Source organism: Viridibacillus sp. KH_047 (genome assembly GCF_057838945.1).
This window is the reverse complement of sequence record NZ_CM174479.1, coordinates 3,582,485-3,598,030: the sequence shown is the minus strand read 5'-3', so window position 1 is coordinate 3,598,030 and position 15,546 is coordinate 3,582,485. Positions and strand designations below refer to the sequence as shown.

Here is a 15,546-nt window from a genome sequence, read left to right as displayed (position 1 = left end):
GGGTTTCTAACGTCTAAACGAAAAATGCATATGCTTTTTAGCAATGGCATTCTACAGGAACATAAAAAGAAGGGAAAATTAAAGAGAAACACTGTTTTTTAATCACTATTTTGGACCATTTTGTACTCTCATACATATCCTACAAAGAATGAAAAGAAAAAGGAGTGAAATTGAATGGTTCAACCTTTTCATGGAGGACAGTGGCAACGCGAAAGTTCTAATTTTTGGCGGGGACAGCATTGGAATCAAGGTAACGACTGGCACCACGGCCAAAACTGGTTCCCAGGACAGCAATGGAATCAATGGAATCAATGGCAACCGTGGAATCCTTGGAATCAATGGGGTCCATGGCATCCATGGCATCCATGGCACCAAGGGCACCGTTGGTAATAAATTAGAACGAGTATAGTCACACATAGATTTCACATATATTTAATATGACTATCAAGCATCCCCTGATTCGATTGAGTCAGGGGATATTATTATGTCTCAGAGGTAAACACTTTAGAAGTGCAATGGGGATGCAAATTATCTAACAGAAGCCCGCATATAATTGATTGAAGGGTGGGGGAATATTGAAAGAATATGCAGATGTACTGATGAGATTTTTACCATCAACGGCAACCATTTTACAATTACAACATCCGGAAAAAAGGCCAGCAATACTGCTAGCAGATATAGATGGAGATCATATTGAAGAGATAATCGGAGCGTACAACAATCAAGGTCAAAATTATATTAAGATATTAAAAAATATCCATAATGAATGGGTTCCGATAGCAGACATTAAAGGAAGCGGATATGGAATAACGAATTTAGTAGCTGTACCATTAGTTAACAAAAATATAAATACTTTAATTGTAGGTTGGCAAATAGGTAGTATATGGTCGAAGTTAGATCTACTGCAATGGACAAACAAAGGTTTTATTCATATACCAACGAATAATATGGTCTATAGTAAATTGGAAGTTGAAAATATGCCGAGTACCCAAAATTCAGACGGAAAATATGAGCTAGCTATTTGGATTCACGATACGGGTGATGCCTATAAAATAGCCGTCTATCGTTTTAATGGCATGAGACTTGTAAAAGCAAAGGATGTGTACCCATATTATTTTAAAAAAGTAGAAGCGTACTATAAGAATCTATTGAAGAATAATGATTATCCTTTTTATTGGTACTATTTATCGGATGCTCAAATGAAGGCGGGAGATTTAGAACAGGCACTTATTTCAATTGATAAAACGCTGTCGTTTAATTCACCATACCCATCTAAAGAAACCCTATTAGAAAAAAGAAGACAAATTTTAAATAAGTTGAAGCAACATCAAGTGGTCGCTCAAACAGTCATCGATAAAAAAAGAGGCGATGTTACGGGAGATGGTTTAATTGATACAATTCTTCTAACTGCTGAGAAAACTGAAGGAAGTCCGTATTTAAAAAATATTACTTTAGTTGTTTTTAATGAAAAAACGAATTTTTATGAACAAATCCCGTTAAAAGAAAATGCAGGTTATAATCCCACAATATCGCTCGGAGATTATACAGGAAATCATGTAGAAGACATATTAGTTGTCATAGACTCAGGTGGAAGTGGCGGCATCATATTCGCATATATATTTACATATGTGAATGGAGAAATGCGCCAAGTGTTTGACACAGATGCCTATAATGAACTCTCAAAATATGAAGTTAATTATATGGATAATTACAAAGTTAGTGTTACTAGCTCCTATCCAGCGAAAAAGTATATCTTAGATCTAACTTATAAAGGTAAAGATTATTTATCTGAAATTTATAATATAGACGGCACGCTTAAAGCACCAATCCAAGGATGGGTGGATCCAATTAGCGGATTCTATCCTATTGATTATGCAAGGGACGGCAACTACGAATTTTTGGCGTACCAAGAAATCGCGGGTAGATACCATGCGGATGGATTAGGTTATGTGGAAACAATATTGAAATGGAATGGACAAAAATTTGTTCCAGACCGCCAAACTGTATCGATTTTCGGTGAAGATTTGCCAGCGAAATAATCTGTTTTTTTGGATTAGTAGTTAGCGATAAGTGGGTACTAAGGACGTGAATATTCTGCTAAATAACAAACACTCGAGTTAGCGCAACAAACAACGAAGATAACGCAACAAACACTCGAGTTAACGCAACAAACGCCGGAGATAGCGCAACAAACACCAAAGTTAGCGCAACAAACACCAAAGTTACCACAACAAACCACCAACTCAACACAATAATCCCAAGCAAAAGCACCAAATTCCAAAACCCCAAAAACAATCATTTCCAAATAAATGTTGGAATCTTTTGTTTTTTTGATATAATAGGTGAGAAAAGTTCATATGTGCAAGAATGTGGGGGGGCTGGTGTTGCCAGCTGAGAATGTATCCGATAGATGCTGACCCTTAGAACCTGATCTGGTTAACACCAGCGGAGGGAACATCAGCTAAAATCTCGAGTATCATTGAATTTTAGAGTGTATGTTAACGTCCGGAATAGTTCCGGGCGTTTTTCTTTTTGCATGGAACTTGTCAAAATAATATAGATGGAGGCAAGGGAAATGAAAAAATGTATGCTGCTTGTAGCATTATTGGCTTTAGTAGGCTGCCAATCAAATGAGTCAAAAGGAAATGATAATGACTCGGAAAACGCATTAAAAAAAGTAACCGTCGTTTTAGATTGGACGCCAAATACAAATCATACTGGTTTGTATGTAGCAAAAGAAAAAGGATTTTTTAAAGAGCAAGGCTTGGATGTAGAAATCATTCGACCAGGCGAAACAGGAGCAGACCAACTAGTAGCTTCAGGAAAAGCCGAATTTGGTATTACGGCGCAAGAATCGATTACGCAAGCAAGAGTCCAAGGAGTTCCACTAGTATCAATTGCAGCGATTATTCAACACAATACATCGGGCTTTGCGTCCCCAATAGACAAAAATATTAATTCACCAAAAGATTTCGAAGGTAAAACATACGGAGGATGGGGTTCTCCAATAGAAAAAGCTGTGCTTGATTCTCTTATGAAAATTGAAAACGCGGATAGTAAGAAGCTAGACATTATTAATGCTGGAGATGCAGACTTCTTTACAATGGTCAAAAAAGATGTAGATTTTGCATGGATTTACTATGCATGGACAGGTGTCGAAGCGGAACTGCGAGGAGATAAAATAAATATGCTTTATTTAACAGACTATAGTGACAAGCTAGATTACTATACTCCAGTTCTAACAACTAACGAAAAAATGATCCAAAGTAATCCCGAAACAGTGAAAGCATTCACTAAAGCAACTTCACAAGGGTATGAATTCGCTATAAAAGACCCAGAAGCTGCTGCAGATATTTTACTAGAAGCGGCCCCAGAATTAGATGCAGAGTTAGTTAAGAAAAGCCAACAATGGCTAGCTGACAAATACCAAGATGATGCAAATCAATGGGGAGAGCAGAAGCTTGAAGTTTGGAAAAACTATGCAAATTGGATGAGTGAAAATAACGTATTAGAGGGTAAATTCGATCCTGAAAATGCGTTCACAAACGAATTTTTACCACAATAAGGAGGAGAAAGAAATGGCTAATTCATTAATCAGTGTACAAATTATTCCAAAAACAAAAACTTACGAGGATGTTATTCCTTTTGTAGATGCAGCTATCAAAATTATCGACGATGCTGGTGTGAAGTATGAAGTGCATCCACTTGAAACAACAATGGAAGGTGAACTTTCTGAACTACTAGAAATTATCAAAAAAATGAATGAAAAGATGATTGAACTAGGTAGCGTGAACGTCATTACACAAGTGAAAATACTTTACCAACCAACTGGTATCGAACTAGGTACATTAACGGAGAAATACAGATAATGAAATGGATGCGTGAAAAAGGAGGAGCGATTTTTCTGCTCCTTTTCATTTTATGTTGTTGGGAATTGATTGTTCGCTTAAAAGAAGTTCCGGGTTGGTTGTTACCAGCTCCTACAGCTATCTTTTCAGAAGCAATTAAAGCGATTCCTACTTTTTCAACCGATATTTTATCAACAACTCAGTTGGCAGTATTAGGGCTTACAATTGGAAGCTTAGTTGGGTTTATCATAGCGGTCTCCCTACATATGATGCCGAAAGTGCAGAAACTTGTTTATCCGTTATTTATTCTATCTCAAAATATTCCAATCATTGTTTTAGCACCGCTCCTAATTATTTGGTTCGGTTTTGGCTTATTACCAAAACTGATCATTATAGGTTTAGTCTGCTTTTTCCCAATCGTGGTAGCAGCATTAGATGGCTTTAAAAATACCGCACCTGAGCTCAAATACTATATGGAAATGGCGGGGGCATCGAAAAGCCAATTATTTTGGAAGCTAGAATTGCCACATTCACTTCCGTCCTTATTTTCAGGATTGAAAATCTCTGCTACTTATAGTGTCATGGGGGCAGTTATTTCTGAATGGCTAGGTGCGAAAAAAGGGATTGGCGTATACATGACTTTATCTCAGTCCTCGTTCCGTACAGATCGTGTGTTTGTCGCTATTTTCACCATTATGTTATTAAGTGTCATCGTATTTGGTTTGCTACGTGTGGTTGAAAGAATAGTAATAAAAGGCAAACTGGAGAGGTGAATACAATGTTACTTAAAATGGATCATATCGAAAAGTCTTTTGGTACAACTCAGGTTTTGCATGATATTTCTATACATGTAGAAGAAGGAGAATTTGTTGCATTACTCGGACCTTCAGGAAGTGGCAAGAGCACAATTTTTAATTTAATAGGCGGAATGGCTACGCCAGATGAAGGAACTATTTCTTTGAATGACAAAACTATTCAAGGACAAAAAGGCTTAATCGGCTATATGCCTCAACAACCGTCACTTTTCCCATGGAGAACCGTCATTGAAAATGTCGTCCTTATGCAAGAATTATCAGGTAAACCAAATTATGAAGAAGCTAGTGAATGGCTAGAAAAAGTAGGGTTACGAGAGTTTAAAAAATCCTACCCAATTGAATTATCAGGTGGTATGAAGCAACGCGTAGCCTTTATAAGAGCGTTACTCAGTAAACAAAATTTATTATGTCTAGATGAGCCATTTTCAGCGTTAGACGAATTTACAAGAATTGAAATGCAAAAGTGGCTTCTATCTGTGTGGGAAGAAAATCGAAAATCAATATTATTCGTCACTCATAGCATTGAAGAGGCAATCTTTTTAGCGGATCGAATTTATATACTAACGAAGCGCCCAGCTACTATAAAAGAAGAGATAAAAGTACCCTTTGCAAGACCGAGAGAGGAAAGCCTCTTAAATACAAATGAATTCTTCCAGCTCAAACAAAAACTTTTCAATCTGTTGAAGGATGAAATTGAGGTAGGTGAGTGAAGTTGATGATTGATGCTCATATCCATTTTGATCAATACAATGAAGAGCAACAAAAGATGATTTTAAAAGAAATGGCTCAATTTAATGTGACACATCTAATCGCAGTATCTACTCACTTAGCATCAAGTAAGGTCAATTTAAAATTAGCTCAAAATGATAAGCGCATCCTACCTGCATTTGGCTTTCATCCAGAACAAGTACTGTTAGGAGAAAGTGAGCAAGCTCAATTGTTCGAATGGATAAGAGAACATAGAGATGAGATGGTTGCGATTGGTGAAGTGGGGCTCCCTTATTATTTGAAGCAAGAAAAAGAGCTCCTGTATCAACCCTATATCGACTTACTTGAAAAGTTCATCGCACTTGCAGCAGAAATGGATAAGCCTATTATTTTGCACGCTGTTTATGAAGATGCGCTCATAGTTTGTGATTTATTAGAAAAATATAATGTAACAGCAGCACATTTTCATTGGTTTAAAGGGGATGTACAAGTAGTCAAACGGATGATTGCAAATGGATATTTCATCTCCATAACACCTGATGTATTGTATGAAAAAGAAATTCAGCAGCTCGTAAATCAATATCCATTAGAGCAAATGATGGTAGAAACAGATGGACCTTGGCCGTTTAAAGGGACTTTCTCTGGTAAGATGACACATCCAATCATGATCAGAGCCTCTATTGAGAAGATTGCTTCGATTAAACAGCTGTCAAATGAAGAAGTTTCTACTACGCTATATGAAAATACACAAAAATTTTATCGGTTGAAGTATTCAAGTCCATCTCTAAAAGTTTGACATAATATAGAAGGAATCCTCTTTGTCTTCGGGCAAAGGGGAGTTTTTGATATTGAGATTAATATGAAAATCAGCAACAAACTCCACAAAAAAAGCCAGAGATATTTAAATCTCTGGCAGAATCTCAAGCTAAAGTAGTTTTGCGATCTAATAATGTAACACAAGCAAAGCCCAGTAATAGGATTCCTGTAAAAATAAAGCCGCCTGTGATTCCAAGTGACAACCAACCTAAAAGTGAAGATCCTACAACTACTCCTAATGAGAAGAACGCATAGAAGTAACCATAAGCCTTGCCTCGAACCTCAACAGTTGTCGAATCAATCAGTAACGAATTTAATGAAGGGAATAAGAAGGCGAACCCAAAGCCATAACAAGCCATAGCAATATAAAGTAATGTACTTGAATCTGCTTGGCTAATTAATAGTTGGCTTAACCCCATCAAGCTAATACCAAGTGCTAATGTTTTAATCGGCTTGACTCTATCGAAAATTCTATTAGTCGGTAATAAGAATACAAGAACCGCAACAATGCCAAATGTACTCATTAAAGTTCCGCTCAGACGAGAATCAAAACCTAATTCTTGTACCTTTAAAGGTAATAAATAAGCAATGGCTCCTTGAGAAAACATAAGGAAAAATGCGCCTATAAAGGCTTTAAGTGTACCTGCATTTTTGAAAAAAGCTCGAATTGGAACTTGGACACTAGTCGATGAATCTTTTTTTATTTGAGATGCTTTTAAGATAAAGAGGGCTAAAAAAGCGAGTACTAGCATGCAGGCAGCTGTAATGTTAAAAACAAATGGTACGCTTGTCCGACTAGCTAAAATACCACTAAATGCAGGGCCGGTAATGGCGGCAATACCTACAAATGCGCCTGATATGGCACTACTCTTACCACGTTTTCCTTGTTCAGTTTCATTTGCTAAAAAAGTAAATGCTGCTGGAACGATTAAACCTGCTACTAAACCGTGGATAAAGCGAACAACTAAGAGCATGATTGGTGCATCAGCGAACATATAAAGCAACAAAGCTAGACCAGTAGTGAATAATCCCGCTATCAAGATTTTATATGGACCTCCGCGATCCGTTAAAAACCCTGAAATGATGTTACCAAATGTATTAGACAATGAATACATACCTACCGCCAAGCCTGTTATAAAGGCCGATGCTCCAAGCGATTCAGCAAATGTACTCATGACTGGCAGTTGCGTAAATAAATCGAAGAACGAAAAGAACACGATGACATAAATGAATTTTTTCATGTAAAACCTCTCCAACAATTAAATTCTCTATATATTATAGCCTATCAATGCCAATCACCCAAATTTTCTTGAGAAAAGGGAATATAAAAGGAAAATCACAAGATAAATTGTTTATTTCAACAGATATGAAATCCTATATTTCTCAAGTAAAATACTTAGTTGAAACATTGAAGAACGACCAGCTTTAATATTAATTCAAAAAACCCCCAATCACCACTAGTGTGATTGAGGGTTATCTATATATTCATTAGTTTGCTATAATGATTAATTTACCTTGATCTAGTTCCTCTTCCGCATTAGCAGCTTCTTCTTTTGTTAAGCCAGCAGCCTCCATCTTATTGCGTAGTTCATCACCACGAGAAGTGAACATATTCTTCATACTATTTAAGATACCTAGTTCTTTGATTCCAACTTCCGCAGTATCTAGAGCCTTATTAATATCATCAGATCTTTCTTTAAAGTGTGCGAATACATATATATCATCTCGTGAGTGACCTTGGAGCTCTAGCTTTTTGATTTCTTCCAAAGCTTGTACGGCGTTTTCTACTGTTAATTTTAATTTCATTTGAATCCCTCCGATTTTGTTTTACATATAATCTTTACCCTGAAGGACTAGTATCTAAACAATAAGTTGAGAAAGGCCTAGTGTTCAAACAATCTAAGCAGTAAAATCGTATACTTGAAATGTGTCTTATAAATAGGAAGTAATGTGCTTTGATAGAAAGAAATTAATTACTTTATTTTTTTGAAACCTTTTTTCCTTTCGAACGTATATAAAGTAAGTCATGATAATTATCTTTGATGAGATGGGCTAACGCTCGTATATCAGTGTAAATATCCAGTAGTGCATGATACACTGTTCAGTGGGGTTAGCACCAAAAAAAACTACCAAAATTGACGGAGGGTCATACATTGAAAAAATTAGTAGCAGCTTTATTTGCAGCCACTCTTGTATTCTCAAGTGTCGGAAGCTTTGTGTTCAACGACCAAGCAACAACAGTTGAAGCAAAAGGGTATAAATCAGGTAAAAAAGGCTTCAATACGAACAAGAACTACAATCAACCAACTAATTCAAATATTCAAAAAGATAAACAAGATACAAAAACAAATAACGGAACATCGGCTACAAAGCCTGGCGGTGGCTTCATGAAGGGCGGCCTTATGAAAGGTCTTATGCTTGGTGGATTAGCAGGATTATTATTCGGCGGTCTATTTGGTAACATGGGAGCACTTGGTTCTATTTTAGGGTTCGCAGTAAATATCCTTGCGATTATCGTATTAATTGCATTAGTTCGTAAAGTATTCACTATGATAAAAGCAAAAAAACGTAAAGAGGAAGCAAACCCATGGAACAGATAATTATTCCAGAACAAGATATCATCAATGCAATCTGTCTTTTCCAAGCTCGTAACAAAAACGTTATGCCAGAAGATGTTGAAGTTGAATTAGCATACGATGATGATGAAGGCTTTTCAGCAGAATCATTCATTAGAGGTCAAGTTGAAGTAGTTAGCGAAGCGGGTTTGATAGCTGCAGTTCGCCTATGGATTTCCGAATTCCTAAACCGCGATCCATTCGCTTCAGGAATTGAACTTGTACTAGACGATGAAGAAGGCATTATTGCCGTAGTAAACTAATAAAAAACAAAGCAAAGCGTCACTGATCTATAAAATCAGTGATGCTTTTTTTGTTATTTTAATAATAAAACATAAATACCAGAATTTATCAAAAATAGGTTTAAATGTGGTAAAATAAGTATGTTACATGAAGTGGAAGAACTAAATACATATAAGTGAAGGAGCTTTAAAATCGATGCAGAAGACTAACAATACCCGTATCAAACTTCTCAGACGGCTTATGCTTTGTTCTGTACTATTAATTCCTTCGATAATAACGTTAACGAAAACAGACATCGCACAAGCTGCTAATTCTACTAATTTACAAAAAGAAAAAGTCGGTTTTCAAACAACGACAAAAAAACCGACAACAGCTAAGAAAAAGGTTTCTCAAAGCTATAAGGTGAAAAACGGCAAACTATATAAAGGAAGTAAGCTCTATAAAAAGCAAAAGCTTTATCAAGGAATCCTCTATGTAGATGCAAAAAAGGCAACTGGTCAATACACGGTTTCTGGCAATAAACGATATTATAAATCCGGTAAACTTTTTACGGGTCTATTAGAAGGTTATTATTACGAATCTGGTAAAGAGCCTGGAAGATATGTTGTATATAATAACAAACTTTATGCTCCAGATGGCTGGCCGAATGAAGGCTTTAGAATCTATAATGGTTTACTTTATGATGGGGGAAATTTAAATAAAGGTGCTCTTATTTATCAAAGTAAACTATATTACGGAGCAAAAATAAATAGTGGTTATAGAACATTTGATGGGGAACTATATTACGGAGCGTATTTAAGAAAAAGTAAAACTGTATATAAAGATCGATTATATACGAACGCAAAACCGAATGTTGGTTATACAACTTATAATAAGAAACTATACGATGGATCATATTTAAATGAAGGGTACTTCCTATATAACGATATCTTATATAACGATGCAGATTATAATAAAGGATATACTTTATTTGAGGATCGACTTTACAATGGCAAAGATGAAAACTATGGAATTGCAAAATTTGATGGTCAATATTATTACCATACAGATATCGCAAATGGCAAATACGGTGGAAATCTATACGAAGATGGAAAATTAGTTAGAAGTGCGACGACTATTAAATCTATTCGTATAGTTGATACAAAAACGTTAGAAGTAACATATAGCCAAGCAGTTAATAATAAGAAGCCTTTGATCAACGTAGAAAAAAATGGCGTTCTATATACAATCTCAGCATTTAAATGGAACAAAGCCAAAACAGTATCAACCTTCGATCTCTCAGGATCCATCACTGCAGGAAAATATAACATTACTATTTTCGGCATTGATAATATTAAACTATTCGGTTCTATTGCAGTAGAGGGTGAATCAGCTCTCCATATTGCAGATGCCAATTATGGTTATGAAATGGTAGAAGATTAAAGAATATGAAACGTAGTCAGTAAACTTCTGGCTGCGTTTTTACTTTTTTATGGGTAAATATATTGGAATAATAGTATATCAATGCATATGTTGTCATGAAGAAAATCTATTTAAAGGATTATTTGTAATAATTATGAATAAAATAAACCCTAGGAAATATTTATATCTAATCCATATTATTAACATAACACAAGAATTTATTGTTAGTAATATCCTTATAATACATTAAAAGGTGCTATTTTAAGTCTTAAAAAACAGAATATTAAAATTATACAAACATTCCGGGTAAATATATTTGTAGTATAATTTTGCTATGAAAAATTTATTTTAAGTTATTTTTTTGATAACATTTTACTAAAATAAGAATGTTTTAATAGATTTTTAATAGATAATTATTTCAGGATAATATAAATATATTTTATCATTAAGTGGAAAATTATATAAATTTAATAGGAATATACTATCAAAAACAATCAAGGTAGCAAAAAACACAAAAAATTATCAAATACGTCTTTTGATGTGTGTTAACATAGTTAATAAGGATTATGTAAAGTAAATTTAAAGGATATTTAACGGTATTAACTACATAACTTTAAAACTTTAAGATAGTCCACAGGTAAAGGAGAATGAATAAAATGGTAAACAACAAACTTAAACTAGTAAAATCGGCTACTGCCTTTGTCATTGGTGCTACAGTATTAACAGGATCATTCGCAGCTGCTGGATCAGATACAGCATTCGCAAAAAGCTCAACTTCAATAAAGGTGAGCAATGGTAAAATTGTATACAAGAGCACTGGTAAAGTTGTAAAAGGTTACAAAACTTACAACAAAGCGCTATATAAAGACGGGAAAAAATTCTCTGGCGTATACAAATCTACTTATTACAAATCAGGTAAAAAAGCAACTGGTACTTATAAAGGCGTATACTACAAAACTGGTAAAGCATTCACTGGTTTAAGTGGCAAAACTTTATACAAAGCTGGTAAAAAAGCAACTGGTTGGTACGGCACTGGTGCTAACAAAAAATGGTACGAAAATGGTACAGCATTAACTGGCGTTGGCAAAAACTCTGGTAAATACTACAAAGATGGTCAACTAGGAGACGGCTGGTTCGGTAAAGGCGAAGACAAAAAATGGTACGAAAAAGGCATAGTATTAACTGGTCTTGGTAAAAATTCTGGTAAACTATTTATCGATGGTAAATATAACGTTGGATTAAAAGAGTTTGAAGATAAATGGTACTTCGATACTGCTTTAGCTAATGGTACTTACAACGATAAAGATGGCGTTGAAAAGGCATTTGAAAATGGTGTTGAAGTTGGCGCTAAAGTTAAATCTGTTGAGGCGACTAACGGCACAACTCTTGTTGTAACATTTAACAGAACTTTGGATAAAGATAAAGCAGAAGCAGCAGTTGTAAAATTAGCTAATATTGAGCTTCCAACAGGTGAATTATCTGAAGATGGTAAAACATTAACTATTACAACGACTACAGTTATTAATGCAAATAAAGCAAAAATTGAAGTTCCAGCTATTCAATTAAAAGATAGCAAAGAAGAATCAGCAGCGTATACTGATTTATTCACTTATGAAGATACTGTAGCTCCAACAATTATTGGTACTGAACAAGTTTCTTCGACACAAGTAAAAGTGAAATTCTCTGAACCAGTTGCAGCATACAACTCATTCACGTTCCAGTATGCTGACGGTAAAGCTGTAGAAGGTGTTCTATCTCCAGATGTAGCTGCTGGATCAACTGAAGCGACATTTGATTTATCAGATGACAAAGTAGAAGTTGGTAAAACAATTAAAGTAACTGCTATTGGTCTTAAAGACGTAGCTGGTAATATTATTACTCCAAACCCTGCAACTTTCGATATCACTAAACTAAAAGCTGATGGCGTTACTCCAGTAGTAAATTCAGTTTCTCAAACTGGTGCTAAAACTTTCGAAGTAACTTTTTCTAAAGCAGTAAAAGCTGACGCTGGTACTGTTGAAATTGCTGGATATACTTTAACAACTGCTCCAAAAACTGATAAAGCAACTGCCGATACTACTTTTGTAGTAACAGCTGATAAAGTACTTGAAGGTGTACAAAACGTATCTTTAAATGACTTCACTGACATTGATGGTCAAAAAATTACTGCAACAACTAAAGTTGTAACATTTGTAAAAGATGAAGTAGCTCCTAATGTAACATCATCTAAAATTATTAAAGTTGATGGCAAAGAAAACATTCAATTAACATTTGATAAAGCAGTAACTACTGGTGATGTTAAAGTAACAGGTTCTTATGTGAAAGATTACGTAACAACTACTTTAACTGAAAAAACTGCTACAGCAGTAGCTCCAAAAGGCGATAAAACTAAAAAAGTTTTATTAGTTCCTGTAGCTAGTTTTGCAGATGTTGAAGGTGCTAAATATGATGTTAAAATTAACTCAACTGATGTAAAATCCGATGCTGACCAAGAAATGAAAGAAGCATCAGCTTCATTCACTCGTGGTAAAGATGATGTTGCTAGTGAAGCAAATGAAGATGTATTTACAAAAGATGCAATTGTAGTAAAACAAGGTGATACTCCATCAGAAGTAACTGTTACTTATACAGGTGAAGTAGATGGTTCGACAGCAATTAATACAGCTAACTACGTAATCGATGGTGCAGTAGTTGAATCAGCTAAACTGGCTCCATTTGCAAGTGGTAAACAAGCTGTAACATTAAAATTAAAAGCAAACTCTAATCAATTTACAGGTATTCGTAACATTTCAGTTTCTAACGTTAAAGTGAAAAACTCAACTAAAGTGATGGCTCCTGTTAAATTTACTGATGTTTCATTAATTGAAAACATAGCAGCAACTTTAGATACAGCAAAATTAGTAGCAAACAATCAAATTGTATTAACATTCTCTGAAAATGTTAAAGATCCTGATGTTAAATTGTTTGCTGGAACTGAAGAAGTTAAAAATGTAACAGCAGAAGTATCTAAAACAGATGCTAAAGTTGTAACAGTTACACTTCCTAAAGATACAACTTTAACTGCAGATCAATTACAAGCTGGCTTAAAAGTAGACTTAACTATTCTTGACGAAAACAGTAATGAAACAAAAGTTGAAAAAGCTGTTGTATCACAATAATTAATTGATTAATAAATCCAACCCTTATCTTATTGGGTGAACGGATTCAAAAACTCCTATCTTCTTTGTAAGATAGGAGTTTTTTGTTATCTAGTGAAATAAATTATTATGAAAGAAAAAGTAGTAAAAGCAAACGAATAAAGATAGTATCAGTTCAATTAGTGAAGGAGAAATCATTATTCTACAGCAACCGTAAAGTAAAATCACCACAAGATGGGGCAGTGTTTTTTAGAGAGTTTCTAGGAGAAGTTGATAGAGAGCACTTCCCAGTAATATGTCTAAATACAAAGAATGAGCCAACCATATAGTCCGCCCAATAGAAGTGGTAATATTTTAAATGAGGAATCCATGTGGTATGTATTAATCACACATCAGAACAAGTCGATCTATCAGCAGAAGGTTTACATATTTACAGGTATTGGTTAACTTATATAAGCCATTATTTTAATGCTTAAAACAATTTACCCCATAATTTCTTAAGAAATTATGGGGGGTGATTTATAAATAGAAAAACTCTTATTTTAGTATGTGAATAAGTATTTCATACACAAACAAAACGCATCCAAATCATATTAAATTTGGGTATTCAACAAAGCTAATTATTCTTCACCTATAATTCTTTGAGGAATAATGAAATAGTTTTCTTCTATTGTATTTATGATTTTATTTTCTTCAAAATAGTAATCAAGATTTACCTTTTGTAACTTTTCAGTAGGTACAGATAAAAGATTTCTATAGTTATTTTGGTTTTCTACTTTTTCACCTTTAATTCCATCGTTCTCTTGGTTTGGTGAGTTTTCTAACTTATCATCACCGAAGCCTATTGTGTTGGATATGAAAATTTTTAATTCATCAAATGCTTTTTCTAGGTTTTGAGGCAGAACTGAAATTAATTCAACGCCATCTTGGAAAATCGATTGCTTATTCCAATCAAGGAGTTTAGATGGAGAATTGTTCATTGTATAATACGATCCTGCGAAAAAAGAAATTGAACATATTATTAAAATGGAGAAAAACTTCTTAATCATAATTTATCATCCTTCTTTCAGTGATAAATACATACTTTCCAAAAAAGGATGAAATTATAACTATAAGTTAATAATTAGAAAATATTCATTGAGAATAAAAGTATTAATCAATTAGACGTCATGGGGTGAACGCTCAATATTAATAAGAACGGCGATAACAATAGCCTCATTATAAATCTTAAAGAAGAATTTGGTGCTGAAGTTAATTCTAAACTTAAAAACGTTAATAACAAAAACAAGAATCAATAATTCGAATCAATCATTTACCCGAATAATTGTGGATAGAAACAATATTGCTCTTAATTCTAGATCAAGTGATTTTTGTCTGTATACTATTGGATTTTAAGTATATATAAGAATACAGTGTCAGTAATCGAAATTACTTTGTCTTATAATCATTTCTAGAAAATTCCCCCAAATCAAAAGTGTATTTCGCCAATAGTTTACCAGAATAGTGCAAGCATACTATTGAATAAAAAAGGGGTTACATTGTTTGAAAATGAAACTTACATTTTTTCCTCGTAGCAAACTCTTTTTGCGGAATTACTTTTATTACTCTTATCCATTTTAGATTCCATTTTCACCGATTTTGGCATTCGACATAACCACATTACTGAAGCAAACCCACTCATGCGTTTAGTATATGAAAATTATGTTTCCAATATTGTTATTGTACATCCTCAGTAAGGTTCAGTTGAAAAGAGCATTACAACTCTTATGGGAGCGGCTATTGTCCTTTACACCCTCGTGTTTATTCAGCATGTTTGGTGGATTTCATTAGTCATCTAATCATTGGTTTCCAGATTCTAAGAGTATATTAATGCAATTAGTCCTTAATCTTTTCGGAGGTTAGGGGCTTTCTTTTGCTGAAAAGGGGAATAATGATATTTTAATCAAGTTAGAAAATTATCCTT

13 protein-coding genes, 1 pseudogene and 1 riboswitch are annotated in these 15,546 nt (G+C 34.3%); of the genes and pseudogenes, 11 read left to right on the top strand and 3 right to left on the bottom strand.

Features of this window, described 5'->3' with window-relative positions:
• Window positions 1–1,100 precede the first annotated feature (1,100 nt).
• The 6 genes from AC3IS5_RS17705 to AC3IS5_RS17680 all read left to right on the top strand — a co-directional run bounded on the left by AC3IS5_RS17705 (window position 1,101) and on the right by AC3IS5_RS17680 (window position 6,167).
• On the top strand, window positions 1,101–2,039 hold the full coding sequence (locus AC3IS5_RS17705; protein ID WP_489427930.1) for a VCBS repeat-containing protein: 939 nt from the start codon (window positions 1,101–1,103) through the stop codon (window positions 2,037–2,039).
• 322 nt (window positions 2,040–2,361) lie between these two features.
• A riboswitch (TPP riboswitch) is annotated at window positions 2,362–2,471 on the top strand.
• A 104-nt stretch (window positions 2,472–2,575) separates the two neighbouring features.
• Window positions 2,576–3,565 (top strand): ABC transporter substrate-binding protein, encoded by a 990-nt coding sequence (locus AC3IS5_RS17700; RefSeq protein WP_489425571.1) that lies wholly within the window; start codon window positions 2,576–2,578, stop codon window positions 3,563–3,565.
• Between the two features lie 13 nt (window positions 3,566–3,578).
• On the top strand, window positions 3,579–3,869 hold the full coding sequence (locus AC3IS5_RS17695; RefSeq protein WP_489425570.1) for a thiamine-binding protein: 291 nt from the start codon (window positions 3,579–3,581) through the stop codon (window positions 3,867–3,869).
• Window positions 3,869–4,621 carry an ABC transporter permease gene (locus AC3IS5_RS17690; protein WP_489425569.1) on the top strand — a complete coding sequence of 251 codons (753 nt, stop codon included), beginning with the start codon at window positions 3,869–3,871 and terminating at the stop codon, window positions 4,619–4,621. Before AC3IS5_RS17695 ends, AC3IS5_RS17690 begins: the two co-directional genes overlap by 1 nt.
• Window positions 4,622–4,626: 5 nt before the next feature.
• Window positions 4,627–5,373, top strand: coding sequence for an ABC transporter ATP-binding protein (locus tag AC3IS5_RS17685; protein WP_489425568.1), 747 nt, complete (start codon window positions 4,627–4,629; stop codon window positions 5,371–5,373).
• Between the two features lie 5 nt (window positions 5,374–5,378).
• Window positions 5,379–6,167, top strand: coding sequence for a TatD family hydrolase (locus AC3IS5_RS17680; protein WP_489427929.1), 789 nt, complete (start codon window positions 5,379–5,381; stop codon window positions 6,165–6,167).
• 124 nt (window positions 6,168–6,291) lie between these two features.
• Here AC3IS5_RS17680 and AC3IS5_RS17675 read toward each other — a convergent pair whose 3' ends face one another.
• Together AC3IS5_RS17675 and AC3IS5_RS17670 are read right to left on the bottom strand one after the other, a co-directional pair.
• Window positions 6,292–7,428 carry an MFS transporter gene (locus AC3IS5_RS17675; protein WP_489425567.1) on the bottom strand — a complete coding sequence of 379 codons (1,137 nt, stop codon included), beginning with the start codon at window positions 7,426–7,428 and terminating at the stop codon, window positions 6,292–6,294.
• Between the two features lie 247 nt (window positions 7,429–7,675).
• Window positions 7,676–7,993 (bottom strand): YflT domain-containing protein, encoded by a 318-nt coding sequence (locus tag AC3IS5_RS17670; protein WP_489425566.1) that lies wholly within the window; start codon window positions 7,991–7,993, stop codon window positions 7,676–7,678.
• 347 nt (window positions 7,994–8,340) lie between these two features.
• Here AC3IS5_RS17670 and AC3IS5_RS17665 point away from each other — a divergent pair, with 347 nt between their 5' ends.
• The 4 genes from AC3IS5_RS17665 (at window position 8,341) to AC3IS5_RS17650 (ending at window position 13,604) form a co-directional block, all read left to right on the top strand.
• Complete coding sequence (locus AC3IS5_RS17665) at window positions 8,341–8,787, top strand: hypothetical protein (protein ID WP_489425565.1); 447 nt, start codon at window positions 8,341–8,343, stop codon at window positions 8,785–8,787.
• On the top strand, window positions 8,775–9,065 hold the full coding sequence (locus tag AC3IS5_RS17660) for a DUF2653 family protein (protein WP_489425564.1): 291 nt from the start codon (window positions 8,775–8,777) through the stop codon (window positions 9,063–9,065). The genes AC3IS5_RS17665 and AC3IS5_RS17660 overlap by 13 nt, the downstream gene beginning before the upstream one ends.
• Window positions 9,066–9,240: 175 nt before the next feature.
• The gene (locus AC3IS5_RS17655; protein WP_489425563.1) at window positions 9,241–10,467 is read left to right on the top strand and encodes a hypothetical protein; all 1,227 of its coding nucleotides are present in this window, start codon (window positions 9,241–9,243) and stop codon (window positions 10,465–10,467) included.
• 635 nt (window positions 10,468–11,102) lie between these two features.
• The gene (locus AC3IS5_RS17650) at window positions 11,103–13,604 is read left to right on the top strand and encodes a toxin-antitoxin system YwqK family antitoxin (protein ID WP_489425562.1); all 2,502 of its coding nucleotides are present in this window, start codon (window positions 11,103–11,105) and stop codon (window positions 13,602–13,604) included.
• Window positions 13,605–14,203: 599 nt separating this feature from the next.
• Here AC3IS5_RS17650 and AC3IS5_RS17645 read toward each other — a convergent pair.
• Window positions 14,204–14,632 carry a hypothetical protein gene (locus AC3IS5_RS17645; RefSeq protein ID WP_489425561.1) on the bottom strand — a complete coding sequence of 143 codons (429 nt, stop codon included), beginning with the start codon at window positions 14,630–14,632 and terminating at the stop codon, window positions 14,204–14,206.
• A 555-nt stretch (window positions 14,633–15,187) separates the two neighbouring features.
• Here AC3IS5_RS17645 and AC3IS5_RS17640 point away from each other — a divergent pair.
• Window positions 15,188–15,319: pseudogene (locus AC3IS5_RS17640) on the top strand (DUF5658 family protein); the annotation flags it as partial.
• Window positions 15,320–15,546: the final 227 nt, after the last annotated feature.